The 25,066-nt window shown below is 41.3% G+C and carries 22 protein-coding genes and 1 pseudogene; 3 read left to right on the forward strand and 20 right to left on the reverse strand.

The genetic code is table 11. The features are described 5' to 3' along the window. Positions 1 to 14: 14 nt before the first annotated feature. The 9 genes and pseudogenes from NDQ71_RS01770 to NDQ71_RS01810 form a co-directional block, all read right to left on the reverse strand. The gene (locus tag NDQ71_RS01770; protein ID WP_064666062.1) at positions 15 to 1,016 is read right to left on the reverse strand and encodes a LacI family DNA-binding transcriptional regulator; all 1,002 of its coding nucleotides are present in this window, start codon (positions 1,014 to 1,016) and stop codon (positions 15 to 17) included. 68 nt (positions 1,017 to 1,084) lie between these two features. Continuing rightward, positions 1,085 to 2,608, reverse strand: a complete 1,524-nt coding sequence (locus tag NDQ71_RS01775) for an MFS transporter (protein WP_301562151.1) — start codon at positions 2,606 to 2,608, stop codon at positions 1,085 to 1,087. Between the two features lie 67 nt (positions 2,609 to 2,675). Further along, the gene (locus tag NDQ71_RS01780) at positions 2,676 to 4,004 is read right to left on the reverse strand and encodes a GH1 family beta-glucosidase (RefSeq protein ID WP_283710812.1); all 1,329 of its coding nucleotides are present in this window, start codon (positions 4,002 to 4,004) and stop codon (positions 2,676 to 2,678) included. Positions 4,005 to 4,362: 358 nt separating this feature from the next. Then, positions 4,363 to 5,853 (reverse strand): tryptophan halogenase family protein, encoded by a 1,491-nt coding sequence (locus tag NDQ71_RS01785; RefSeq protein WP_301562152.1) that lies wholly within the window; start codon positions 5,851 to 5,853, stop codon positions 4,363 to 4,365. Between the two features lie 40 nt (positions 5,854 to 5,893). Further along, the gene (locus tag NDQ71_RS01790; protein WP_301562153.1) at positions 5,894 to 7,270 is read right to left on the reverse strand and encodes a tryptophan halogenase family protein; all 1,377 of its coding nucleotides are present in this window, start codon (positions 7,268 to 7,270) and stop codon (positions 5,894 to 5,896) included. Between the two features lie 94 nt (positions 7,271 to 7,364). After that, a pseudogene (locus tag NDQ71_RS01795) lies at positions 7,365 to 10,326 on the reverse strand (TonB-dependent receptor). Between the two features lie 268 nt (positions 10,327 to 10,594). Then, on the reverse strand, positions 10,595 to 10,966 hold the full coding sequence (locus tag NDQ71_RS01800) for a GGDEF domain-containing protein (RefSeq protein WP_301562154.1): 372 nt from the start codon (positions 10,964 to 10,966) through the stop codon (positions 10,595 to 10,597). Continuing rightward, the gene (locus tag NDQ71_RS01805; protein WP_301562155.1) at positions 10,941 to 11,726 is read right to left on the reverse strand and encodes a GGDEF domain-containing protein; all 786 of its coding nucleotides are present in this window, start codon (positions 11,724 to 11,726) and stop codon (positions 10,941 to 10,943) included. Before NDQ71_RS01805 ends, NDQ71_RS01800 begins: the two co-directional genes overlap by 26 nt. A gap of 118 nt (positions 11,727 to 11,844) precedes the next feature. Next, positions 11,845 to 12,738 carry a TIGR01777 family oxidoreductase gene (locus NDQ71_RS01810; RefSeq protein WP_192540699.1) on the reverse strand — a complete coding sequence of 298 codons (894 nt, stop codon included), beginning with the start codon at positions 12,736 to 12,738 and terminating at the stop codon, positions 11,845 to 11,847. 130 nt (positions 12,739 to 12,868) lie between these two features. On the opposite strand from NDQ71_RS01810, the gene NDQ71_RS01815 reads away from it, so the two are divergent. Continuing rightward, the gene (locus NDQ71_RS01815) at positions 12,869 to 13,909 is read left to right on the forward strand and encodes an AI-2E family transporter (protein WP_192540700.1); all 1,041 of its coding nucleotides are present in this window, start codon (positions 12,869 to 12,871) and stop codon (positions 13,907 to 13,909) included. A 9-nt stretch (positions 13,910 to 13,918) separates the two neighbouring features. On the opposite strand, the gene NDQ71_RS01820 is transcribed toward NDQ71_RS01815, so the two are convergent. The 5 genes from NDQ71_RS01820 to NDQ71_RS01840 form a co-directional block, all read right to left on the reverse strand. Continuing rightward, a complete protein-coding gene (locus tag NDQ71_RS01820; RefSeq protein WP_301562156.1) occupies positions 13,919 to 14,326 on the reverse strand; it encodes a hypothetical protein in 408 nt (135 codons plus the stop codon). Then, positions 14,313 to 15,650 carry an ATP-binding protein gene (locus tag NDQ71_RS01825; protein ID WP_301562157.1) on the reverse strand — a complete coding sequence of 446 codons (1,338 nt, stop codon included), beginning with the start codon at positions 15,648 to 15,650 and terminating at the stop codon, positions 14,313 to 14,315. Before NDQ71_RS01825 ends, NDQ71_RS01820 begins: the two co-directional genes overlap by 14 nt. Continuing rightward, a complete protein-coding gene (locus NDQ71_RS01830) occupies positions 15,644 to 16,318 on the reverse strand; it encodes a response regulator transcription factor (RefSeq protein WP_016709350.1) in 675 nt (224 codons plus the stop codon). The genes NDQ71_RS01825 and NDQ71_RS01830 overlap by 7 nt, the downstream gene beginning before the upstream one ends. Before the next feature lie 3 nt (positions 16,319 to 16,321). Further along, positions 16,322 to 16,585, reverse strand: a complete 264-nt coding sequence (locus NDQ71_RS01835; RefSeq protein ID WP_192540703.1) for a PepSY domain-containing protein — start codon at positions 16,583 to 16,585, stop codon at positions 16,322 to 16,324. 217 nt (positions 16,586 to 16,802) lie between these two features. Continuing rightward, complete coding sequence (locus NDQ71_RS01840) at positions 16,803 to 17,105, reverse strand: YciI family protein (RefSeq protein ID WP_064666074.1); 303 nt, start codon at positions 17,103 to 17,105, stop codon at positions 16,803 to 16,805. Positions 17,106 to 17,317: 212 nt separating this feature from the next. Between NDQ71_RS01840 and NDQ71_RS01845 the strand changes: the two genes are divergently transcribed. After that, a complete protein-coding gene (locus NDQ71_RS01845) occupies positions 17,318 to 18,742 on the forward strand; it encodes a sodium-dependent transporter (protein ID WP_301562158.1) in 1,425 nt (474 codons plus the stop codon). Between the two features lie 74 nt (positions 18,743 to 18,816). Here NDQ71_RS01845 and NDQ71_RS01850 read toward each other — a convergent pair whose 3' ends face one another. Together NDQ71_RS01850 and NDQ71_RS01855 are read right to left on the reverse strand one after the other, a co-directional pair. Next, positions 18,817 to 19,458, reverse strand: a complete 642-nt coding sequence (locus NDQ71_RS01850; RefSeq protein ID WP_192540705.1) for a CPBP family intramembrane glutamic endopeptidase — start codon at positions 19,456 to 19,458, stop codon at positions 18,817 to 18,819. Positions 19,459 to 19,518: 60 nt separating this feature from the next. Beyond that, complete coding sequence (locus NDQ71_RS01855; RefSeq protein WP_301562159.1) at positions 19,519 to 20,112, reverse strand: inner membrane-spanning protein YciB; 594 nt, start codon at positions 20,110 to 20,112, stop codon at positions 19,519 to 19,521. Positions 20,113 to 20,285: 173 nt separating this feature from the next. Here NDQ71_RS01855 and NDQ71_RS01860 point away from each other — a divergent pair, with 173 nt between their 5' ends. Then, the gene (locus tag NDQ71_RS01860) at positions 20,286 to 20,555 is read left to right on the forward strand and encodes an HU family DNA-binding protein (protein ID WP_192540707.1); all 270 of its coding nucleotides are present in this window, start codon (positions 20,286 to 20,288) and stop codon (positions 20,553 to 20,555) included. A gap of 59 nt (positions 20,556 to 20,614) precedes the next feature. Here NDQ71_RS01860 and trpA read toward each other — a convergent pair whose 3' ends face one another. From trpA to trpD, 4 genes are read right to left on the reverse strand one after another with little or no spacing between them, the layout of a single operon-like run. Beyond that, entirely contained in the window at positions 20,615 to 21,445 is an 831-nt protein-coding gene (gene trpA, locus NDQ71_RS01865) for a tryptophan synthase subunit alpha (protein ID WP_301562160.1), read from the reverse strand. Continuing rightward, positions 21,442 to 22,626 (reverse strand): tryptophan synthase subunit beta, encoded by a 1,185-nt coding sequence (gene trpB, locus NDQ71_RS01870; RefSeq protein WP_192540709.1) that lies wholly within the window; start codon positions 22,624 to 22,626, stop codon positions 21,442 to 21,444. The genes trpA and trpB overlap by 4 nt, the downstream gene beginning before the upstream one ends. A gap of 7 nt (positions 22,627 to 22,633) precedes the next feature. After that, on the reverse strand, positions 22,634 to 23,998 hold the full coding sequence (trpCF, locus tag NDQ71_RS01875; RefSeq protein ID WP_301562161.1) for a bifunctional indole-3-glycerol-phosphate synthase TrpC/phosphoribosylanthranilate isomerase TrpF: 1,365 nt from the start codon (positions 23,996 to 23,998) through the stop codon (positions 22,634 to 22,636). After that, positions 23,991 to 25,019, reverse strand: a complete 1,029-nt coding sequence (gene trpD, locus NDQ71_RS01880) for an anthranilate phosphoribosyltransferase (protein WP_225736484.1) — start codon at positions 25,017 to 25,019, stop codon at positions 23,991 to 23,993. Before trpD ends, trpCF begins: the two co-directional genes overlap by 8 nt. Positions 25,020 to 25,066: the final 47 nt, after the last annotated feature.

Raw genomic sequence — 25,066 nt, forward strand, 5'->3', positions numbered from 1 at the left:
TATTTTTTCTACAATTATTTAAGTGTGGGGGTTGAGTCGCGCAAAATTAAATTTGGCTGGAATATATGGCTAATGGTAATGCCAGTGTGCTTATAAATATCTTTAAGCACTAAGTTTGCAGCCATTTTGCCCATCTCTGGTACTGGGTTATTGATAGTGGTAAGCGTAGGATATAAATAATTGGTAAATATGACATTATCGTAGCCTATTATGGCAAGATCACTGGGCAGATCAAAGCCGTGCTCTCGAGCATACTTCATAGCTCCAGAGGCCATTTCATCATTAGCGCACACCAGTGCGGTAAAGGAAGCTTTGTTATCAATGAACGATTTTAAGCCATCATTACCGCCGGTTTCTTTAAAGTCGCCAATGTAAAATAAGTTTTCATCAAACTCGATATCAAATTCTTGAAGGGCTTGTTTATGGCCTTTGAGTCGATCAGATGCATCTATTTTAAATTGTGGACCTGCAATATAAGCAATATTTTTATGCCCTCGAGTGATCATAGTTTTAGTTGCTAAATAACCACCCATTACGTTGTCTAGACTTATGCAGTTATCTTTAATTTCTTCAACATAGCGGCTCATTAAGTAGATGGGGGTTTTACCTTTACTCAGTTCAATTAAGTACTCGTTTGAGACTGCTTCAACATGGGCAATAATGGCATCGCAATTGCGGCTAATTAAAAATTCAAAGCCATTTTTTTCCTTGCTTTCATCACTGTGTCCTGGGGTTATAATGACGTGCTTGCCTGCAGCGCGAAGCTGCTCTTCAATCGCTGACATCATTTGGCCGAAAAATGGGCCATCTAATTCTGAAACTAAAATACCCACACTACTGGTTCTACTTGAAGCAAGTGAGCGGGCAATAGAGCTTGGTTGATAACCAAGCTGTTGCATTGCTTCCATTACTTTCTTTTTAGTTTTTTTACTCACGTAATCATTATTGTTCAGAACTCTGGACACAGTCGACAAGGATACACCTGCAAGCTCTGATACCTGATAAATTGTAGCCATTGATTTCCTAACGTTAATGCGCTGTTTTATAATACTTTTTATAAGCAGTTTTGAATATAACTTGTAATTTACACATTACTGCGTCTAATTGCCAAGTCTTCTGTAATTTTTTGCGTCATTTGCGAAGTAAGTGGGTATATTAGCATCAAAATTGCCCCTAAGAAGGCAAATGCAGCAGGTATCCAACTCATTAATAGTTGCATGCCGGGTAATGATTGCTTGATAGTTGCTTCGTCCATACCGTTATAGCCGTAACCAGCTAACACAACCAGTACTAGAGCACCTGCAAAACCACCACCGGTTTTTTGTACAAAGGTACCTGCAGAGTAAATTAAGCCCGTGGCACGGCGTTTGTTTTTCCATTCAGAATAATCAGCAGAGTCACCTAACATACTAAAAAACAGCGTAGGCATCATTGCGGCAAAAAACTCCGCTGCGCAACCAAAGGTAAATATCGCGACAATATTATCACTTGGCACCCAATAGAATGCGGTCGTTAATAAACCGCTTAATACCAGCGATAGAACAAATAAATTACGTTTGCCAATCATCTCGGCCAATTTACCGGTAGCAAGGGCGCCAAAAATAGAGACGATTAACAACGCGACAAAATATTGCCCAGCCATAAGCTCATCAGCCACTTGGTACTTAAAGTAATAGGCAATAACACCATATTTAATACCATTAAACATCATGGTTAAAAAGCCAATGCCAAGCAGGATAAGCCACGGTTTATTGGTTAATAAATCAACCATGTCGCGCTGCGAGCCTGTTAAATTCGATTGATCTTTGTTGAGTAGTTTTTTAATAACGAAAGTCATTGCCGCCATAATTACAGCGAAAAATATGCCACTGTAGATATCACGATAGTAAAAAAATAAGGTGGTTGCGAGCAGCGGTAAAATAATAAACGGTAGGTTTTTAGTTAAATCTTTGAGCTCTGATTTTAAACTTCCCTGGTTAGATGCATGGGGAACTACACGCTCTTTTGTGGATACAAAAGTGATTACCATAAGGGCTATCAATACTGCGGCAAATAAATACATAGTTAATTGATAGCCTTTGGCATTATCACCAGCACCAAAGTAAGCCACTAATTCGGGTAAAAACCCCATAACCATTAATCCGCCTGCAAAGGCCCCAGCAAAACGAAAACTAGATAGCTTAGTTCGCTCGGTATGATCTGGGCTCATAACCCCCATTAAGGCCGAATAGGGTACATTACTGACTGTATAGGCAAGCGTTAAACCAATATAAGTGACGTAGGCGTAAATTAATTTATTGGTTTCATTAAAATTAGGCGTGGTAAAACACAGCACCATAAACAAACCTAAAAAGGGCGCAGACCAAAGGATCCATGGTCTAAATTTTCCAAACCGAGTATGCGTTCTATCTGCAATCATGCCCATAATAATATCGGTAACACCATCTGAGAGGCGCACAACCAAAAATAGCATGGCTGCTGCTGCAGATATGCCAAAGGTGTCGGTATAAAACACGGCAAGGTAGGCAAGGGCACCACGCCAAACTAAATTAGCGCCAGCATCGCCCATGGCATAGCCGACTTTTTCATATAAAGGTATTTTATTCACTGTGTGTGTTTCTTATCGTTGTTTTAAGTGACTAGCCGATTTTATTTTAAACATCGGCTAGCATAAATTACCGGCTTGTGATCAAGTTACTGTATGCATGACCACTGGCTTTCACTGTACGTTGTTGGGTATGGTAATCAACATATACAATACCAAAGCGCTTCAAGTAGCCTTCAGCCCATTCAAAGTTGTCCATTAAGCTCCAAGCAAAATAGCCGTCGACGCGTACACCTTGTAAAGTTGCATTGTGTAGCGCTGTTAAATGTTGCTGATAATAGCTAATACGATCTACATCATTTACTTCGCCATTATCGATTGTATCCTTCATGGCTGCACCATTTTCAGTAATATAAATTGGTGGCAGAGTATACTTTTCGTTTAACGAGACTAACAATTCGGTTAAAGCTTGCGGGTATATTTCCCAACCAATATCAGTTAGTGGACCTTGATGAGGGCGCTCGTCGTAAAAGTCATGCTCACTTGCTTGATAATGAAGGCGAGTATAAAAGTTAACACCAAGGTAGTCTAAAGGCTGTGCGATGATCTCCATATCACCTGGGTGAATATCAGGACGCTGTTCAATTGGTAATTGTTCGATAATATCAGGGTATTTACCTTCCATTACAGGGCGCATATACCATTGATTTATATAATCATCTGCAAAAGCAGTGGCTTTTAAGTCAGCTTCACTTTGGCTAACTGGGTAGCAAGGAGTAAAGTTTAGCACTATCCCATTTAGCGCGTTGGGGCTGTTTTTAGCAAGTTTTTGCATTGCTAAACCATGTCCCAGCAATAAGTGATGGGCTGCTTTGCGGCCAAATTCACGGCCCACTTTACCGGGTGCATGAACACCAATTTCATAGCCTAAATAAGAACTACAAAATGGTTCGTTTAGTGTTGCATAAGAATAAACGCGTGCAGCAAAAGCTTGGCTGATTAAATCTACATAGTTAGCGTATTCAAAAGCAGTATCACGATTAAGCCAGCCGCCTTTATCTTCTAAGTGTTGCGGTAAATCCCAGTGGTAAAGGGTTACAAAAGCTTTGATGTCGCGACGTGCAAGTTCATCTAAAATATCTGTATAAAACTTAACACCAACTGGGTTTAAGCTGCCATCGGCTTTGATCACGCGCGGCCAAGATACCGATAAACGATAAGCATCAACACCTAAAGAGGCTATTAATTCAATATCGTTTGCCCAGTTGTTATAGTGATCACAAGCAATTAAACCGTTTGAATTATCGGCAATCTTACCTGAGGTGGCGCAAAATGTATCCCAAATACACGGTAGTCGGCTATCTGCACCACCTTCAATTTGAAATGATGCTGTTGCAACACCAAAAGTAAACTCGTTGCTAAGTAGCGGTGAGTTAGCGGGTAAAGATAATTGTTTCATTAATAGAAAACCTCTGCTTGCTTATACAGTTTGTAAATACGTTTTTATAGTAAAAATGCAATAAATGTGAAAGCGCTTCCATGTTTAATTTGATTAATGCTCTAGCATGGTATTTAATACTATTTCAGGAAGCGCTTCCATATTAAGGTTAGAGGCTATTTCTTAGCAGGTCAATAGTTAAATTTAGATAACAATAAATACTTTTTATTGTTCATAGCAAAAGTGGCATATCGATTTAGTCCCATTGATGCTATGAGCAAGCAAACGCATAAACTAATGACGGCTTCAGACAGGTTAAGTAGATATTTTGTTGTGTTGTCCAAAGCCCTTTAATTATTTAAAGGGCTTTTTTTATGCCTTAAATGGTTGGGCAGTATTGTTGCAAAAACGCTTGATGAGATGGCAGTGCTGCAACGCGTTGGCTGATCTGTTGCTTAATACTTGTTAAAAAACGGGTTAATTCTTCATCAGTCATTAAACTGGCTATTAAGTGATACTGCTCAGGCTTAATACCTTGGCCTAGCATCACTTGTACCCATGAGTCGACCCTAAATATATCGCCATCATCTAAAAACACCCGTCCTGTGCGTTTAAATAAGCTAATTTTATGCGCTAGGGTTTCCGGTACGTCCATACTCTTACAGTGCCGCCAAAATTCACTATCAGTGCGCTCAGTCACTTTGTAATGCAACACAATAAAGTCACGAATATTTTCGATTTCACTTTTTAGCTGTTTGTTATATTCATTGACTGCTTGCTCAGTGATGCCATTAAATGGAAATAGCCGCATAAAGCGAATAATACCTGACATGATCAGGTGAATACTGGTTGATTCAAGCGGCTCGACAAAGCCACTGGCAAGCCCTAGGGCAAGGCAGTTTTTATTCCAACCTTTACGCCTGCGACCTGTTTTAAACTTGATGATTTTTGGTTCGGTCAAAGTGTCACCTTGAATGTTTTCAAGCAGTAACTGCTTTGCTTGCTCATCCGCTAAATAGCGACTGCAATAGACCAAGCCATTACCAACCCGCTGTTGTAACGGTATTTGCCATTGCCAGCCTGCCTCATGGGCTATGGCGCGGGTGTAGGGTTTTATATCCTCACCAATGGCTGTTGTTTGCACCGCAATAGCACTATCGCAGGGCAGTAAATGAGACCAGTCTTCGTAACCTGTATGCAGCGCTTGCTCAATGAGTAGGCCGCGAAAGCCAGTGCAGTCAATAAAGAAATCCCCCTCAATCGTGTTGTTGTCAGCCAGTGTTAAGCTGTTAATTGAGCCTGAGTCTGGGCATTTATTGACGCTGGTAATTTTACCTTCGAGGCGAGTAACCCCTAAGTTTTCTGCAAACTCACGTAAAAATAATGCATAACGACTGGCATCCATGTGAAATGCATAGTTAATCGGGTTTTGTTGATTAAAGGCAAACTTGTTCTGTTTCGCCGCTTGCAGTTCATAACAGTATTGGCCAAATTCAGACTCTAATCCTAATGACAAACTGTGCAGCCAAAAGTGATGAAATTCACCCGCCCAGCACTCTTTACCTGTCATGCCGAATGAGTGAATGTACTGTGTATTTGTTTGTCCCCAGTTTTCAAAACTAATGCCTAATTTAAAACTTGCTTGCGTGGATTGCATAAATTCTTGCTCATTAATACCGAGTAATTTATGAAAGGTGCGAATGGGCGGAATTGTCGCTTCACCAACGCCGACCGTCGCAATTTCGTCAGACTCAATCAAGGTGACATTAATATTTTTACCAACTAATTTACTTAGAGCAGCAGCGGCCATCCAACCGGCTGTGCCACCGCCTGCTATTATCACGTTTTGAATAGTGTTATTGGATTTCATAGGTGAGCCTTTTGATCAGGTGTTTGCTCGAAGAGCTGTTTTAATAATGCACGATTTGTTGGTAACTTGCCGAAGGGAAGACCTCTTCATTTTCAATAAAGTCAAAACGACTCGGTGGTTGATATTGCCAAATTTTAATCAGCTCTGCTAAACGAGGAGGGGTGCTCGCTGCGGTTTTTATATCCAGCCAGTATTGGCTGTCATCACGCTCACTTAAGATATAATGTAATTTTAAAAAGTCGATAACCCGTTGCCAGCGATAACTAAAGCGTTGATTGAATCGCGTTGCTAATAGGGTCATATGGTTGCGCTCTTGCGGCATTTGTTCACTTAGCATTGTCAGCGATAATTCCACCATGGCAAGCGCGGAGGCTTCCAACGGCTCTATAAATCCTTGCGACATGCCAATGGCAATACAGTTTTTTATCCAAAACTGTTTTCTATACCCTGGGGTGAAATTCAGTTTGCGAGTATGCAACTGTTCGGCAAGTTCTGCGCCTACCGATTGTGCCGCATAGCTTTTTAAAAGAGCAACCGCTGTATGCTCATCACAGTATTTATCACAGTAGGTATAGCCAATACCACGGCGGCTAGGCAGGCCGATATCCCAGATCCAGCCATGCGGCTGCGCTGTTGATAACGTTGCACTAGCAATCTCTTGTTGTTCATTGGTATAGGGCAGGTGTGCGGCAATTGCACTGTTATTAAATAAGGTATGCTGTTGATTTATAAACGCCGAATTATAATGTTCAGCAATTAAGCGCCCACGTGCACCGGAACAATCAATAAATAAGTCACCCGTTATATCACCGTGCTGTTTAGTTGTTAATGAGCGAATATAGCCTTGGTCATCATTATTAACAGCCACTACATCGTCGACAATATGGCATACACCCAGTTGGTTTTCGCAATGTTCTTTTAAGAAGCTCGCAAATTTGCCCGCATCTAAGTGATAACCGTAATTAGTCACCGCAGCGTACTCTGGTGTGGTGACTTGTTTTGGAGCAAGACCCGCTTGGCAAACAAAGCTTTGCATATTTAAGGCGTCAGCGTACTTTTGGGTTGCAGCATGTTGCTGCCAATAAGCATGCAGGTTGGTTTCTAAATAACCTTGCGGCGTCATAAAAGGGTGGTAGTAATTCTCACCCGGATTTAAATTGCGCCAGTTTATAAACTTTGAGCCTTGTTTGAATGAGGCATCGCAGTGCTTTAGAAAATCGATTTCTTTAATACCGATGCGCTTTAACGTATTACGCATTGATGGCCAAGTGCCTTCACCGACACCCGAAATAGCAATATTGGCGGATTCAATCAGAGTAATCTGTTTATCTGGATGCTCAGCACTAAGCAAGCCTGCACTTAGCCAACCTGCAGCACCGCCACCTAGTACCACAATGTGTTGTATTTTTTTATTCATTGTGTGCTCTTCTGTTGTCTAATTTAAACGACAAAAGCCGCTAACAGGTAGCGGCTTAATATTCATTAAGATGGTGAGTTAAAAATACCATTACTTAAAAGTTATAGCGCATGCCTATGTTATAACGCGCACCATTTTGCTCCAAGTTCCATAATTGCGCTTGGTAACGACCATGTTGACGCATATTTTGTTCAGTAATATTAAGCCCTTCAACGAAGAATGACATTTTTTCATTGAAGTTGTAGGCAATATTAAAGTCAATTTGATAATACTCTTCAGTGAAGCTCGGCTCATTTACATAACGTGCGGCACTATTTAAGAACTTATCACGCCAGTTATAAGCAATACGGGCTTGAAACTTATCGTTTTCGTACATCGCAATGAAGTTAGCTGTATCACTCAAACCTACAAGGGCAAATTGAGTAGTTGTTGGATCCGCAGCCACATTAAAGTCTATATCACCATTTACAATGGTGTAGTTAGCTTGCAAGCCAAAGCCACTTTCGCCAAAAAAGTGCTGTACTGCAAGCTCGTAGCCATCGATTTTTGCATCTTTATTATTAGTGGGTACCTGCGCTGTAAAGTCCATAAGTGGATCATCAGCATTAGGTAACACATCATAGGCTGCTTCAAACTCGTCGTAGCTCATTGAGTCAAAAGCAACACCATTCTCCATTGCAGCAACCATTTGGAATAAGTTTGCATCGGTAAATGCTAAGCCTCTTGCTTCAAGCTCTGCTTTAGCTGCTTCGGCGCGCGGGCCCGCAGATGCATCACGTAAACCATAGTAGTTTTGTGTCATGGGTGTTAAGCCAATAAAGTTATCTACTTTTTTATTAAAGTAGCCGACTGACACATAACTTACATCAGTAAAGTACCATTCTGCAGAAACATCAAAGTTATCAGATTCCAGCGGTACAAGCCCAGGGTTACCCGTCGCAGCGGGTGCATTGGTAGTGCCTGGAATAATACTCGGGCCTGTTGGAACACCTACCGTTGTCGCAGAACTTAAATTGTCATAAGTAGGGCGGGCAATCGTTGTGCTGTAAGAAGCACGCAGCGTGACGTCTTCAACCACGTTAATATCAAAATCTAAGCTCGGTAAAAAGTGGTTATAGCTGGAACTTAACGAGTAATCATCTTTATCTGTACCATAACGTACGTTAAAGTCATTATTACCTTCCCATGCGACTGCATTAGGTAAGTCGATATTTGCAGTTGAAGTTATGTCGGTTGTCTCGTAACGGGCGCCAATAACTAAATTAAATGGCATACCACTTAATTCGTTACTGTAGTTGTACTGCACAAAGGCTGCTTTGATGTCTTCTTTTATCGTGCGATTGGTTGCAAATGCGCCATCCGCAGCAAAATTAAAACCATATTGCTCTGCTGCCCAGTAACCAATTTGTGAAGCGCTCCCAGTGAAACCTTGATCAAACGAGCCGCTGATATCGTAATCATCAAATTCAGCTAAGAAATTAGTGGGATCTAGGTATCCGTCAGGCAGTTCACCAGGGTTTTCAATCCCCCAGTTCCCCATAGTATTACGCGTAAGCGATTGTAGAGACTGGCTTTCCATAGAGCGTGATTTAATACCGAAATCTATGCTGCCGTTATCCATTACATAGTTACCGTGTAGTCGAAACTCGTCAACGGTTGATTCTTGGCTGGCAAAGTTTGCATCTAAGATCGAAGTCCCTACATCAGCTTGCTCCAGAGCACCTGTGCAGTTTAAGTTTTCGCGACTGCAATCATCAAAATCAATCACCATAGATGGCAGATCTCTGCTGAAATCAACTTGTTGCGCTGCAACCACATTTGCACCTAAACCGGCATTTATCCAGCTGCCATAAGGTGCATCTGGTTTGCTGATTGCTTTTGAACTATGAGCATCAAACATGAAGCGAAGTTGGTCGTTAAAGTAGTATTCAAGATTTAAACCAATTGAGTTATTTTCATTTACTTGGTTTTGTTCTTGTAATGCTAAACCCAAATCGCGAGTCGATAAATCACGGCGTTCTTCTTGATAATAAATTGGCGTTTTAACGTCGTTATCATCAAAGATTAAATGAGTTTTGTAGTTATCCATCCAAATAGATTGCTCTGCACGTGCTTCAAATAATTCTTGTTGAGAATAAGTATAATCAAGCGTTGCGGTGAGTGAGTCTACAGGGCTGTATTGCAAGGTGAGTTGTGCATTGGTTCGAGTACGTTCACGATCAGCAATGGTGTAACGTAAATCAGATGGCATTGAATAATATTGGCCCATTGCAGGGGCGAATATCATCCGCCGCTTGTGGAATTGTACCGTCGTACTCAGTGGTTCGCCATTCGCCAACAAATGCGCCCGTTGCTGAGCTGTCACGTTGTTGCATACTGGCGGTAAGTGATGCGCCAAATTTGGCGTCTTCATCCGTCCAACTAAATATGCCTGAAATTTCAGGTGTAACATCATCACCAACACGGTTGGTCGTATCATGCTGTGCTTTTACACCAATATTAGCCACTAGGCCTGGGTTATCAAGAGGGCGAGCAGTATTGATATTGATTGTTGCGCCAATACCACCTGATGCAATGCTGGCTTTACCTGTTTTATATACTTCGACTGATTTAACACTTTCAGAAGCAAGGTTAGCAAAGTCATAGGCGCGAGAGTTTGGTGCGCCGCCGCCCGCAGGAAGAGATGCCGCAGGCATAGTACGACCGTTTAGCGTCACCATATTATAATCAGGGCCAAAACCACGAACGGTTACTTTAGAGCCTTCGCCGTTGCTACGATCAATCGAAACACCGGTGATACGTTGCAAAGATTCTGCGAGGTTAGTATCAGGGAACTTACCAATGTCTTCAGACGAGATGGCATCAACAACGCCTGATGAGTAACGTTTCAGTTGTGTTGACTCTTTAATACTACCTTTAAAACCAGTGACTTGAATAACTTCAAGTGCTTCTTGTTTCTCAACTTCAGCCGCATAGGCTGATAGCGTGGTTGCTGCACCTAAAATCAAAGATAAGCTGGTTGCTAACTTTGTTCTTTTAAAAATATGACTCGACATTAGGTTTCCCCTCGTACTGTTATCATTATTATTAACCGCTTTAATTGATAGCGGTATTATCGTGTGTGGAAGCGCTTCCAGAAATGGTTGTGGGTATTTGTGGTAGCGCTTCCAGAGAAGGCTAGTGGAATTTTTATGTTACGTCAACAAATGAGTTTAATTAATTGGAATAAAGTTGTGGCTAAAATGTATCTAAATATTTTTATCTAGTCGCATGGCTACAGCGTACGATTAAAATAGGCTTACGTGCTATGGCACGATATGAGTGTTAAATCGCGACCACGACTTGGTTGCGACCATTATGTTTAGCTTGATATAACCCTTTATCTGCTTGTGCAATTAAGTCATTGATATTACTATCTTTCGAGCGTTTAATTACGCCAATGCTAAGTGACAAAGAAATACTCTGCTGCCTATAGATAAACGGTTGGTTTTTAATAGCAAGCCTGATCCGCTCTGATAAAGCATGAGCATTTTTTTCAGATGTATTAGGCAGTAAAATCGCAAATTCTTCATCGCCGATACGGGCAATAATATCGTGCTCACGTAACTGTGCTTGAATTTGTTTAGCAACCCATTTTAATGCCTCATCACCTGTATCATGGCCAAATTGATCATTCACTTTTTTTGAAAAAATCAATATCAATCATTAGCGCACATAATTCTTTTTGACAACCGTTGGCTTGCTCTAAATGTGTCGCACTGAGGTTTAAAAATGCGCGTCGATTAAGGAGCCCGGTAAGGGGGTCCAAATTTGCTAAATCAGTCAACACTTGCTCTGATTCTAAGAACATTAAAACAGGCCAGACTAACGCGGTGCAAGTGGAGAGCACAATATGGCTAATTAAGATTACTGCCAGAGCCTGTTGAGTATCTACCACTGATGTTGGCGCAGAAAGTAATAGGGCGGCTTGGCAAAACATCAATATCGCATGCACAACAAAACAAATTTGTAACACTAAAAAGTGGGTAATACGGCCCAGGTGCAACGTTTTTAATGCATAAGCGGCATAACAAAAGCAGCAGGCAATTAATGTTGTGGTATAAAGCTGCCCAAAAGAAGAACTATAAATAGGCAGTAAAATTACTCCCGATGCCAGTAACACTCCAAGGCATGCAGAGAATTTTGTTCTCTCAGTGTTATTATATGCATGGATACCGAGGATTGCCGCCAAAGGCGTGGCGATGATGAATAGATCTGCTAAGTAGTGTGATACAAAATCTAAATCAATAAATGCTCGTAGCGCAGCTGTGATCTGCGCTAGTACAAAAATAAAACAAGAGCAGCACCAATACAAATAGGTTTTTTGTTTTTTGAGCACATACAAAGACATCAAAAATGAGCTAATGATGGAATTAAGTAGTATGGAGATTATGATGATAGTGGGTAAATGCATCATGTGTGGTACTTCCTGCGCGCCAAACCTAATTGCCCTTATGATACCTTTTATAATGTTCTTAATTATTATGTACTATTTGGTTAATAGCAAGATAATAAAAAGGGACTAATAAAAGCACTTACCTTAATAAATTTTCAAGTGCTTTTGGTAGTGTAGGGTAGTTAAAGCTAAATTGCTGTGCCAGTACTTTGTTAGGCACAACAAATTGTCCATAAAGTAATAAATCAGCCATTTCACCCATCACTAACTTCAGAACAAAACTAGGCATAGGAATAACAGCAGGGCGGGTGAGAGCTTTGCCTAATTGGCGGCTGAATTCTTTATTGTTTACCGGGTTAGGTGCTGTAGCGTTAATTGCCCCGCTAAGGTTATTATTATCTAACACAAATAAAATAAGCTCAACCATGTCATCAATATGGATCCACGACATGCCTTGCTCTGCAGTGCCAATTGGCCCACCTAAGCCTAATTTAAATGGAGGCAACATTTTCGCCAGTGCACCAGCGTGTTTAGCTAATACGATCCCGGTACGCAGTGTACAAACGCGGGTGTTAACTGATTGTGCTGCAAGTGCAGCTTGCTCCCACGCATCACACAGCTGATGGCTAAATTCCGGGTTTATAGCGGTAAAGCTTTCATCAATCAGGGTATTATCTTGACGTCCATAAAAACCAATGGCACTGCCAGAGATAAACGTATGAGGCGGTGTTTGGCAGTGTTGGATTGCTGTAACTATTTGCTGAGTTAGCAGAATGCGGCTATCAAGTAGGCGTTGCTTTTGTTTGTCGCTCCAACGTTTATTCACAATAGGCTCGCCAGCAAGATTAATCACGCAATCAACACTGTTAAAATCAAGGTTTTCTATAGAGTCTACGGCTAGAATGTTTGCACCGAGTAATTGCGTTGCTTTATTTAGATTGCGTGTTAACACTGTTAATTGATGATTTTCAAGCAAACGCGGGCATAAATGACTGCCTATTAAACCGGTGCCGCCAGTAATGAAGATATGCATAGTGTTAACTCAGTTAATTAATTTATAGTTATTATACGTACACAAGACGGGTTTGATCACTTTACAATGATTTCATTCTCGTTACTTTTCACATACACTAATTGCAATTTATATTTTCAAGGATCGTAGTTTGGCTAGTTTAACTGGGGTAAACCGAAGTTTAGTTATTTTTGCAGCGTTAGTTATTGTATTGGCAGGTGTAAAGTCAGCTAGTGTGATTGTTATTCCATTTGTATTGGCAACGTTTATTGCCATTATTTGCAATCCATTATTAAGCTTTTTTGGCCGCTATAAAATCCCAAAAGGGTTGGCTATTATGTTGGTAATGCTGATGGTGGTTGGCATTGGTGTTAGTTTAGCGGGTTTAGTAGGGCAATCATTAACTGACTTTTCGCAGCAGTTACCACAATATAAAGCCCAACTTAAAGAACAGTTTATTTTGCTCGTGGATACGGCAGCAAAATACAACATCTTGATCAATAAAGAACAAATAATAGCAATGTTTGATCCTGGTAAGATCATTGATGTGGCAACTGGAATGCTCACCGGTTTAGGTGGCGTTATGGCCAATTTATTTTTAATTATTTTGACTGTGGTGTTTATGTTGTTTGAAGGGCCAATGCTCAGCCATAAAATACACATGGCATTGGATGATCCTGACCGTAAAATGCAACAAATTGACCGTTTTTTAGAGTCAATTAACTCTTACCTAGCAATTAAAACTGTGGTCAGTTTAGGCACTGGCGTGCTTGCTGGGATCTTGCTATGGCTGTTAGATGTTGATTACTTCGTATTATGGGCTGTGATGGCCTTTATGTTTAATTATATTCCTAATATTGGCTCTATCATTGCCGCTGTCCCTGCGGTATTGCTGGCGCTGATCACGCAAGGGCCGTTTGTAGCGAGTATGGTGGGCCTTGGTTATTTAACGATCAATACTGTGATGGGCAATATTGTTGAGCCTAGATACATGGGCAAAGGCTTAGGGCTATCAACCTTAGTGGTATTTTTATCATTAATTTTTTGGGGCTGGCTGATGGGCACGGTAGGTATGTTGTTATCAGTGCCGTTGACTATGATTGTTAAAATAGCCCTTGAAACCAGTGAAGAAGGGCGCTGGCTGGCAACTTTATTAGGTAATGGTGAAGAATTAGAGGAACAGCCTGAGTAGCCTTTTAGGCTAAATGGGCTGCTTTAATACCGCTATGTGCTGCTCTAAAATACGTAATTCACAGCGCTTATAGACAATTGCAGCTTGGGTTCCGTTGGGGATCTTTTGTAAATAGCGCCACTTACAGCTATCTTCTAAATATTTGCTTTGGCTTGTTATGCTGCGTTTGAAAATCGGTAACAACTGTGTGTTACCAGTTTCTTCTTCAATCTTGTTTAAATCTAAAGTGATCTTATTTACCCAAGTTTGCTGGATGCGCGTTAAACTTTCTATTTGTTTATCTAAACATTGCAGATAGCTTTTGGCTTCATCAGGGGTTGCTTGATCAACTAAACTGCATGGCTCATCTGCCTGTGTTGTAGCACTAAGCAGTAAAAGCAGTGTGCAGCTTACCAAACGCCGATTATTTTTTATCATTATAATTAAACTCTAAAATAAATTTTGCGCCACCTAACGTATCAGCATCTAAAATAGTCAGGGTGCCGTGATACGACTTTACTAAGTCTGACACAATTGCCATTCCCACGCCGTGACCGCTTTCGTAGGTATCTAAGCGAGTACCTCGGGTGAGTAATGACTGACGTTTATCAACAGGGACACCTGGGCCATCGTCACTAATTGTTATTGCCAGAGTGCGTTTTTGGACTACTTGTATATCGACCTGTGAACGGCAAGCTTTACAGGCATTATCAATTAAGTTGCCAAGTAGTTCTAGGAGATCGGTTTTATCTCCTAAAAAATAATTTTTATCAGTGACATCGCAGGTGAAAATAATGTCTTTATCTCGATATACCTTGCCCATCGCATTGAGAATTGAATCGAGCACAGGTTTAATGACTGTTTGCTTTTTCCAGGTATCGGACGCACCGCTTGCTGCACGCTTTAATTGATGCTCGATCATCACATTGATCCGATCAAGCTGCTCTTGAGCGTCGGCATCATTAGCCAAGGGACTTGATTTAAGTACCGCTAGGGGCGTTTTTAAGGCATGAGCTAAATCACTGAGTGAGGCGCGATAACGCTCTTTTTGGCGTTGTTGAGTTTCGAGCAATAAATTTAAATCGGCTTTTATTGTTTGCAGTTCAACAGGGTATTGCCCTTTGATTTCTTGTATGTCGCCGGATTCAATGGCTTTTATTTCTTTATCTAAGCGTTGTAATGGTCGCGCACTCCACACAAAACCTATCGCCATTAATGCGGCAATGGCAACACCCATGACATACATCCAGTTTACTAGGGTTTGTTTAAAACCATCCATTAACCGGAGTAAAGCATCATTGCGTCTTAATAAAATAAAGCGGGCGTGTTCGGATTGATCAATATTATTTAAAATAACAGTTAAGCTGAGTTGCCAGTACACGTTATTTCTATATTCCACGCGACGAAAATCGGCAGCACCGGCTTTGGTTTCTATCTCGTCAGGCACAAAGTTTACATTTACCGCAGATTCAGAGTGCCAAACAGGCTGTTCATCACGATAAATCATTGCATAGGTATCAGAATTTAGGCGATTTAGCTCAGGCGCTAAAATGGTGCTTGGCATAATAATACCGCGCTCAGTAAAATCGACTTCTGAAATTAATGAATATAAATGGGCTTCGAGGGTTTTTTCGGTGGCATCTACTAATGATGCATAGTACGCCTTGCCAATCGAGAAAAACAAAATGGGTAAGGCGACTAATAAAACAAAGACAAGGATAAATCCTTGCCTTACTTTTAACGGTATTTGCGATGCTACCACTGACTTTTGAGCCTGTAACCACGTCCGCGTAATGTTTCTACAGGGTTAAGTGTGCCATCAGGGTCGAGTTTTTTACGTAAGCGCAATACGAATACTTCGATCACGTTTGAATCTAAATCAAAATCTTGATCGTAGATATGCTCAGTTAACTCAGATTTTGAGATCACTTTTTGCGGATTCACCATTAAATACTCAAGTACTTTGTATTCGTAGGCGGTCAAGCTTAGTTCTCTATCATCAACCCACACTTGCTGTGAGCGGGTGTGAATTTTGATCGGCCCGGCCGTCATTTCTGGATTAGCTTTACCTGCACTGCGGCGAATAAGCGCGTTACAACGAGCGATTAACTCTTCAACATGAAATGGTTTTGTCAAATAGTCATCAGCACCCGCATCAAGCCCTTCAACCTTATCTTGCCAACGGTCACGGGCTGTTAAAATAAGGATTGGAATGGTAATACCTTGGGCTCGGGCTTTATTAATAAGCTCAATCCCGTCTATCTTAGGTAAACCTAAATCTACCACAGCCATATCAAGAGGGTACTCAGTGATGTGGAATAAACCCGCTTCGCCATCATGACAAAGGTCAACACTGTAGCGTTCTTTTTCTAGCGCATTACGCAAGTTATCTGCTAAGTGTAAATCATCTTCAATTACTAAAATTCGCATTTATTAATCCTTTTTCACTTCGCCGGTCTTTTTATTGACATGAACGTCGACGACATGGCCGTCCGATTTTAAAATTCTTACGGTATAAATATCGTTAAGTACGGTAATTTTAAGAGTTTTACCATCTTCGGTTTTTTTAGCAAGCTCAACAGCTTGTTTTTTATTGATCTCAGTTTTATTGCCTTGAGATGCAGCTTGGCTATTAGTCGAAAATACACTCAAAAATAGCACAATGAAGGCGATGCTGAGAGCTAACACAGTACGCATGATGGGAAACTCCTAAACCAGACCTGAATAGTTTAATGAACCAAGTAGCTAAAATTCAAGTAAAACCACTAAATTCTATGATTCAATGCAATGGATTTTAATTAACAACCCGTGAACAAACACTGAATTATTGTGCTTAGGCGTAAAGTGTTTATATCAATTGAATTAATACCTTGCTCAAATAAAGACTAAAATTCTATCTGGTTGTTGGCATTATTTAGCTAGGGAACACTTTTTTAAATGGTTTTACTACTGAGTTATCATAAACGCCACCGCTTACATATGGATCTGCAGCCGCCCATTCACGTGCGGCTTCTAATGAGTCAAATTCAGCAATTACCAAAGAACCAGTAAAGCCAGCCTCACCTGGGTCTGTACTATCAATTGCTGGTAACGGGCCTGCTGTAAATAATCGGCCTTGTTCATCTAATGCTTGTAAGCGTTCTAAATGAGCAGGGCGGGCGGCTTTTCTGTGTTCTAAACTATTTTCAACATCAGTTGAGTAAATCATATACAACATGGCGTATTCTCTAATATTAATAGTATGAAATTGTTCTGATACTAGCACAGCAGATTTAATAGGCGAATAAATTACGATTAGTTTTCGCTTTGTGGTCAATCAATAAGCGGGTTTACAGCACTAAACTATTTTTAAACGGAATCTGCTTGAAAAGCTCACTGCAACACTGGTAGAGTCGCTAAAATGATACAAAATAATAATAAGGTTTTTAAATGAGCGATACTCGTGAGCATTTTAGCTCCCGCCTCGGATTCATATTAGCGGCTGCTGGTTCAGCGGTAGGTATTGGTAATTTGGTTGGGTTTCCTGTCTCAGCTACAAAAAATGGCGGCGGTGCATTTTTACTCGTTTATGCGTTATTTGTGGTGTTTATTTGTTTACCAGTCATGATGGCCGAAATGGCGATGGGTCGCCAAGCGCAAAAAGATCCACTTGGCTCGTATAAATTATTATCGGGTAATGATAAAAAGTGGAGCTTTGCTGGTTTTTTAGCGGTATTAACGCCGTTTATGATAGCCGTTTTCTATATGGTAATAACGGTCTGGATTTTTGGTTATTTGAGCCAAGTTGCCATTGGTAACTTAGATGTGTTGGCTGATCCAAAAAGCTTTGGGGTGTTTATTAACAGCTCTAGCGTGTTTGGTTATATGGCGGCAGTGGCTATCATAGTGAACCTAATTTTAGTTGGCGGTGTTAAACAAGGCATTGAAAAAGCTGCTAAATTCTTAATGCCTGCGCTGTTTGTTTTGCTAATTGCATTGGTGGTTTATGTGTTGACACTGGATAATGCAATGGCGGGTGTAAAGTATTATATTATTCCTGACTTTACCAAAATGAATGCCAGTGTATTGAACGGTGCATTAGCGCAAGCGTTTTTCTCGCTATCATTAGGTATGGGTATTTTGATGACATACGCATCCTATATCTCGAAAAAAGATGACATTGTGGGCAGTGCTAAGATGGTAGCACTGACGGATTCATTGGTGGCGTTTATTGCTGGTTTAATGGTACTACCTGCTATTTTTAGTTTCAATCCAGATACTGATCCGGCTAAGTTATCAGATTCTTCAGTGTCGATGATTTTTGAATTCTTGCCGAAAATTTTACTCGCATTACAAACTGATATTGGATACATAGGTGCTTCAATTGTGGCATTTATATTCTTCTTGTTAGTGTTTTTTGCCGCTATCACCTCGTTGGTATCGATTGTTGAAGTGCCAACAGCAACGTTAAGTGATCGCAAGGGCATCAGTCGTAAAATGGCATTATTGATTTTAACTGGCAGCATTGGCCTGTTGACTGTTTTATGTACCATGTCATTTGGTATGGTTGAGAGCTTAACGTCATTCACTAATTATGGTGGTGGTTCGAAAAGTTTATTTGATATTGTTTATGATGTTTTTTACGACACGATACTACCGCTAAATGGTTTAATGGTGTGTTTGTTTGTAATGTATCGCTGGAAAAAGGTACGTTTAAGTGAAGAGCTAAGCCAAGGTTGTCCGGGCTATACGGGTAGCTTTACTGAAAAGTACGTTAATTTTTCACTGTCAACTTTCATTCCGGTGATTTTGTTACTGATTTTTGTAAATACCGTAGCGACTAAGTTTTTTGCGATGAGTATTTTCGGATTTTAAGCCAGTTATTCACTACGAATAAAAACCGTGCCGATCCTGATCAGCACGGTTTTTTATTGCCTAAAGCTATTCTCTTATGTCATTGCGCCAGAGTCCAAGTACTGGCCAATTCCCAAAGTAAACATCCACAATCCCCATAGGCTATGTTCAATAACACACACAAAGGTAGAACGGCTTTGTGCATAGGTGAATGAAAACAATAAGCCACCAATAAAGGCCAGTAAAACGGCGACCCAGTTAGCATAAACAATATGCGCTAATGCAAATACAGTTGCACTGATCACGATACGAATACTCTTTTTTGGCATGATGCGTTTATAGCGGTGAAAAAAGTAGGTTCGAAATATTAACTCTTGCGGCAGCACTGATAATAGCGGATACAAGAGCAGCAACATAAGCCAGTCATGGAAGGAATTACGCGGTAGCAAAAACCAATTACCTTGGTTGATGATGCCGTAAAATACCCCAGAGAATAGTGCGCCAATAAAAAAGAAGCTAAATAATCGACGTTTCACCGCAGAAAATTCACCAAAGCTGGTGAGTCTAAAGCGTTTAAAGTGCGGATCGCCAAGTAGCAACATGCCACAGACGCTCATTAATACAATGAGTGCGGGGATCAACCAATTAGCTAGGTGAGCGCGAAGGTAAAAACCTAGCAAAGGCAAGCAAACAAATATCAGTGTGAATTCAAACCAGCGGTATTGATTGGCGTTCAAGGTCGTCTCAGCGTGATTTTGTATAACAGGCTATCAAGCTAAGACGACAGATTTATGACATTATGAGGGCTTGTTCTCGTCGGCTTTAGCCTCGTCTTCATCAGGTATATATTTATACAACATGATGATAGAGGCAAAAATACTGACAAAGGTAATAGCCATCAGCCCAAATACTTTAAAGTTAACCCAAAAATCGAGAGAGAAATTATAAGCAATATAAATATTGAGTGCTGCAATTGCGGCTGTAATTGCAACCCATAGTAAGTTGAGTTTGTCCCACAGTGGTTCAGGTACGCTATTGGCTTGCTCTGTCTCTGTGGCATTATTTAACACCGAACTCAGTGCTTGCTTGACGAGATTCTTGCCTATAAAGTAGCGGCTGAATAATAGCGTTAAAGACAGCAGCGCATAAATAATTGTGGCCTTCCATTTTACAAACTGCTCATCATGAAAAACGAGTGTTAACGTGCCTAAAATGACCGCGATGGCAAAAAATAACCACTGCCGCGCTGGTACTTTAGCCGTTGTAAAATAAGAATACGCAACTTGAATAAGCGTGGTGCCCATTAATAGCGCTGTTGCCCAGTAAATATCAACTAACTTGAAGACCGCAAAAAATAAAACTAACGGAATAAACTCGATTAATGCATGCATATATTGCTCAAAATGTGATGCTAAAAAATAATTGCACAGGTTGTATCAACTTATTGTGTTATTTACAAGGTTGACTTAGTGGTTACTAACCCTTAGCCTGCGTGTCTTTGTATCAATCATTACCAAAATCCACTGAACAGTCACTGAGTAAGTGGTATTTTTAGGAGCATTTTATGAATAAAGCAGAACTTATCAGTGCTATGTCAGCGCACAGTGAATTAACCAAGAAAGATTCTCAAGCGGCTTTGTCAAGTATGTTAGCTGTTATTACACAATCATTGTCGGAAGGCGATCAAGTACAAATTAATGGTTTTGGTACATTTGCCTTGAGTTATTACCCAGCACGCACAGGGCGCAACCCACAAACCGGCGCGGTGATTGAAATTGCAGGGGCTAATAAGCCGGTGTTTAAAGCCGCTAAAGCCTTGAAAGACAGAGTGTGAAGCGTTTAACATAACCAACAAAAAGGGCCTAAATAGGCCCTTAGTCTTAGAAAATAACTTTAAAGTGCTGTAGCAGCTTTCATACTCGCTACAAATGCTGTTAAACCGCTGAGCATTGCATCAGGATTATTCAGGTTTGCTTCAATAATTTTAACCACGGCAGAGCCAGATATTGCCCCCGCAGCACCGGCATTGAGTGCCGCTTTTACATCCTCTGGGGTAGAAATACCAAAGCCAAGTAACGCAGGCGCACTGTGGTATTCTTTTAACTTAGTGACGATAGAAGAGGCTGGCATTTGTGCTTTGGTTTCAGTGCCTGTTACACCCGCACGTGAAAGCAAATAGGTATAACCACGGCCATAAGAGGCACATTCACGTAATGTATCATCGGGTGCGTTAGGCGTGGCAATAAAAATTGGGTCGATGCCATTGCTCATTGCCGCTTTGCGAAACATTTTAGATTCATGCAGCGGTACGTCTGCCACTAAAATTGAATCAACACCCACCGCTTTGGCGTCTTTATAAAAAGCCTCTAAACCGCGTTTGAATACTAAGTTTGAATACAACAGCAAACCAATTGGTATATCAGCATTGTATTCACGTACTTGCTTAATAATATCAAAGCAATCTTGGGTGTTAATATTAACCGCAAGGGCGCGAATGTTCGCCGCTTGAATTACAGGACCATCTGCGATTGGATCTGAAAATGGAATACCCAGCTCTAAGGCATCAGCACCGCCATCAATTAAGCTTTTAATGATTTCAACACTGAGTTCTTTGTTGGGATCGCCAATGGTTACGAATGGCACGAACGCACCTTGATTTTGCTCGCTTAATGCAGCGAACATTTTTCCATAGCGATCTGTTTTTAGCGGGGCTGGCTGGCTCATAGCTGATCTCCTTTTGAAAGTACATCCATAACGTGTGCTAAATCTTTATCACCACGGCCGCTTAAATTCACTACTAAAATAGTGTCTTCAGTTTGTTGTTCTGCATATTTTAATGCGTAGGCAAGGGCATGGCTTGATTCAAGCGCTGGGATAATACCTTCGTTTTTAGCCAATAATTGAAATGCTTCTAATGCTTCGGTATCGGTGATACCGACATATTGTGCGCGACCCGTTTCATGCAAAAAGGCATGTTGTGGACCGACCGCTGGATAATCAAGACCGGCTGAAACTGAATAAGACTCTTCGATTTGGCCATCATCATTTTGCATAATGTAAGTATAAGTACCGTGTAAGATACCTTTTGTGCCCTTACAGATGGTTGCGCCATGCTCATGGGTATCAAGACCTTTGCCAGCAGGCTCAACACCAATGAGCTTAACACTTGGCTCGTCAATAAAATCAGTAAACATACCAATGGCGTTAGAGCCACCACCCACGCACGCAAGCACCGCATCAGGTAGGCGACCTTCCGCTTTTAATACTTGCTGCTTTGCTTCTTCACCAATCATTTTTTGGAACTCACGAACCATAGTTGGGAATGGGTGTGGGCCTGCCGCTGTGCCAAGTAAGTAATGCGCTTCTTTGTAATTTGCAGACCAATCCCGTAGCGCTTCGTTGACGGCATCTTTCAGTGTCCCTGAGCCTGCGGTAACAGGAATAACGGTCGCGCCCATTAATTTCATTCTGAATACGTTTGGTTGCTGACGTTCTACATCTTTAGCGCCCATATAAATCCGGCATTTTAATCCCAATAATGCGCAGGCAAGTGCCGTGGCAACACCGTGTTGGCCTGCGCCTGTTTCAGCAATAACCTCTTTTTTGCCCATGCGTTTTGTTAGCAGTGCTTGGCCTAACACTTGATTGGTTTTATGGGCACCGCCGTGTAATAGATCTTCACGTTTTAAATATAATTTTACTTTTGGGTTTTTTATTAAGTTACGGGTTAATGTCAGTGGCGTAGGGCGCCCTGCATATTCATTAAGTAACTGTTCAAACTCAGATTGAAATGCAGCATCTGTTTGTGATTTGTTAAACTCGTTTTCTAGTTGTTTTAGTGCAGGTACTAGCAATTCAGGGACAAACATGCCGCCAAATTCGCCGAAGTAAGCTGGATTATTCATAAGAACCTCAATATTTACGGATGCTGATAAACGCATCGTTTAATTTGTTTTGGCATTTTTTACCGGCACTTTGCTCAACCCCAGAATTTAGGTCAAGACCATGAGCGCCTTGGTATAGTGCACCTTGAATGTTGTCGGCATTTAAGCCACCAGCGAGCATAAATGGGCTGCTGGCATGTTCTAAAATTGACCAATCAAAGGTTTTCCCTGTGCCACCTGCTTGTGTATCGCTGTGGGTGTCGTATAGATGGCGATCAACTCCAGCAAGCGGTGTCGGTAGACTGTCTTTAACAGCTTGCGCTTTCCAAATCTGACAGCTACTTGGTAGCAAAGGACGCAATTGGTTAATATAGGTTTGGTCTTCTTGACCATGTAATTGTACAGCGGCAAGTTTTAAGCTCTGCGCGTGCTCTACAACGTCTTTAATGCTGGCATTGACAAATACCCCAACGAAAGCAAGTGGGGCACTTTGAGTAATTTGCAAAGCGCAATCTAAATCAACATAACGAGGTGATTTAGGTGCAAAAATGAGCCCACCAAATACAGCACCACTGTTATAAGCATTCATGGCATCTTCACTGCGGGTTAAACCACAAACTTTGTTTTCCCCTAAGATCACACGACGACAAGCGCGTTCTAAATCACGCTCAGTCATCAGCGAGCTGCCGATCAAAAAACCATTACATAGAGGCGCAAGGCGTTTCACATCTTGATGGCTGTAAATACCGGATTCGGAAATAACCACTTTATCGTCAGGAATAAGCTTACGTAGTTGTTCGGTGGTCGCTAAGTTGGTACTTAAATCACGTAAATCACGGTTATTAATACCGATGATCTGGGCATCAAGGGCAAGTGCTCTATGCACTTCTTGCACATTACTTACCTCAGTCAGAATAGCCATATTTAAGCTCTGCGCTACAGCTGCAAGTTGTTGATACTGCTCGTCATCAAGAACTGACAACATTAATAAAATGGCATCACCACCATAAATACGCGCCATATAAATTTGGTATTCATCAATAAAGAAGTCTTTACAGATCAATGGCTGTTCAACTTGGCTGCGGACAAATTCTAAGTAATCAAAACTGCCTTGAAAATATTTTTCATCAGTGAGCACACTGATACAGCTGGCGTAGTTTTTATACACGCTGGTGATCTCAGCTAAATCAAACGGCTCACGAATAAGACCCTTTGACGGTGAGGCCTTTTTGCATTCCAAAATAAATTGCGTACCAGGCGCTGCAAGGGCTTGATAAAAATCACGATTAGTAGGTACTGCTTGATGTTTAAAGCTTTCAAGCGGGCGTTTGGCTTTACGCGCTTCGAGCTCTATTTTTTTGTCTGCGACTATTTTGTCTAATACATTAGCCATTAGTTACCTCTGAATTTGCGACTGCTTTATTACTTTGCTCTACTATGGCGTTTAATGTGCTTAATGCGCGGCCAGTTTGTAATACGGTTTTAACGTGCAGAGCGGCGCTTTTAAAATCATCCGCTTTATTGGTTAAATAAAGTAACGCGGCAACATTTACAATGATGGCTGCATTATGAGCGTCTGTGCCGTTACCCGCTAAAATTGCGCGACTTGCCTCTGCGTTATATTCTGGACCTTCACCGGCTAATTGTTCAAGTGAATAGTTTGCAAGACCAAAATCCGCAGGGGTTAGTGTGTATTGGGTGATTTCACCATTATTTAGCTCTGCAACCGTGGTTTTGCCGTGCAAGGCGATTTCATCGGTACCTGAGCCATGCACAACCATAGCGCGCGGTGTACCTAACGTTTTTAAGGTTTGTGCCATTGGCAGGCATAAACTTTCGTCATAAACACCTAATAGTTGTACATCGGGCGCGGCAGGGTTTGCCAATGGGCCTAATATATTAAAGATAGTGCGGGTTTTTAAAGTGGTACGTACTCCCATCGCGTGGCGCACACCGCTGTGGTAATGGGGCGCGAACAAAAAAGTAAAGCCTGTTTGCTCTAAACAGGCAACCGCTTGAACAGGTGACATATCGATATTTATGCCCAGCGCTTTGAGTAAATCGGCAGAGCCTGAGTTACTAGATACACTGCGATTACCATGTTTGACCATATTAATACCGCAGGCTGCAGCAACAATTGCTGCAGTGGTACTAATATTAATCGTGTTTGAACCATCGCCACCGGTGCCGCAGCTATCAGCTAAATTAGTGGCTGTGGTGGTAAATGATACGGCGTTGGCGCGCATTGACGCTGCGGCGCCAGCAATTTCATCACTGACTTCACCTTTGATTTTTAGTGCCACTAAAATGGCGGTCAATTCAATGTCGTTTACATAGCCCTGCATGATGGCATCAAATAATTGCTGGCTTTGACTAAAGCTTAATGATGATTGCGTTAATAACACATCAATCATTGCGCCAATGCTCACCTCATTGGCTGATTGTTGGTTTACTGACATAC

Source organism: Pseudoalteromonas sp. KG3 (genome assembly GCF_030436385.1).
GTDB classification, from domain to species: domain Bacteria; phylum Pseudomonadota; class Gammaproteobacteria; order Enterobacterales; family Alteromonadaceae; genus Pseudoalteromonas; species Pseudoalteromonas prydzensis.

What these genes read in the sequence shown, in the direction of transcription:
- trpB (WP_192540709.1), bottom strand. Translation starts at nt 22,626, where the DNA reads ATGAATAATCCAGCTTACTTCGGCGAATTTGGCGGCATGTTTGTCCCT.
- NDQ71_RS01820 (WP_301562156.1), bottom strand. Translation starts at nt 14,326, where the DNA reads ATGATAAAAAATAATCGGCGTTTGGTAAGCTGCACACTGCTTTTACTG.
- NDQ71_RS01855 (WP_301562159.1), bottom strand. Translation starts at nt 20,112, where the DNA reads ATGCATGCATTAATCGAGTTTATTCCGTTAGTTTTATTTTTTGCGGTC.
- NDQ71_RS01805 (WP_301562155.1), bottom strand. Translation starts at nt 11,726, where the DNA reads ATGATGCATTTACCCACTATCATCATAATCTCCATACTACTTAATTCC.
- NDQ71_RS01810 (WP_192540699.1), bottom strand. Translation starts at nt 12,738, where the DNA reads ATGCATATCTTCATTACTGGCGGCACCGGTTTAATAGGCAGTCATTTA.
- trpA (WP_301562160.1), bottom strand. Translation starts at nt 21,445, where the DNA reads ATGAGCCAGCCAGCCCCGCTAAAAACAGATCGCTATGGAAAAATGTTC.
- NDQ71_RS01845 (WP_301562158.1), top strand. Translation starts at nt 17,318, where the DNA reads ATGAGCGATACTCGTGAGCATTTTAGCTCCCGCCTCGGATTCATATTA.
- NDQ71_RS01770 (WP_064666062.1), bottom strand. Translation starts at nt 1,016, where the DNA reads ATGGCTACAATTTATCAGGTATCAGAGCTTGCAGGTGTATCCTTGTCG.
- trpD (WP_225736484.1), bottom strand. Translation starts at nt 25,019, where the DNA reads ATGATTGATGTGTTATTAACGCAATCATCATTAAGCTTTAGTCAAAGC.
- NDQ71_RS01840 (WP_064666074.1), bottom strand. Translation starts at nt 17,105, where the DNA reads ATGTTGTATATGATTTACTCAACTGATGTTGAAAATAGTTTAGAACAC.
- NDQ71_RS01780 (WP_283710812.1), bottom strand. Translation starts at nt 4,004, where the DNA reads ATGAAACAATTATCTTTACCCGCTAACTCACCGCTACTTAGCAACGAG.
- NDQ71_RS01785 (WP_301562152.1), bottom strand. Translation starts at nt 5,853, where the DNA reads ATGAAATCCAATAACACTATTCAAAACGTGATAATAGCAGGCGGTGGC.
- trpCF (WP_301562161.1), bottom strand. Translation starts at nt 23,998, where the DNA reads ATGGCTAATGTATTAGACAAAATAGTCGCAGACAAAAAAATAGAGCTC.
- NDQ71_RS01790 (WP_301562153.1), bottom strand. Translation starts at nt 7,270, where the DNA reads ATGAATAAAAAAATACAACACATTGTGGTACTAGGTGGCGGTGCTGCA.
- NDQ71_RS01830 (WP_016709350.1), bottom strand. Translation starts at nt 16,318, where the DNA reads ATGCGAATTTTAGTAATTGAAGATGATTTACACTTAGCAGATAACTTG.
- NDQ71_RS01835 (WP_192540703.1), bottom strand. Translation starts at nt 16,585, where the DNA reads ATGCGTACTGTGTTAGCTCTCAGCATCGCCTTCATTGTGCTATTTTTG.
- NDQ71_RS01860 (WP_192540707.1), top strand. Translation starts at nt 20,286, where the DNA reads ATGAATAAAGCAGAACTTATCAGTGCTATGTCAGCGCACAGTGAATTA.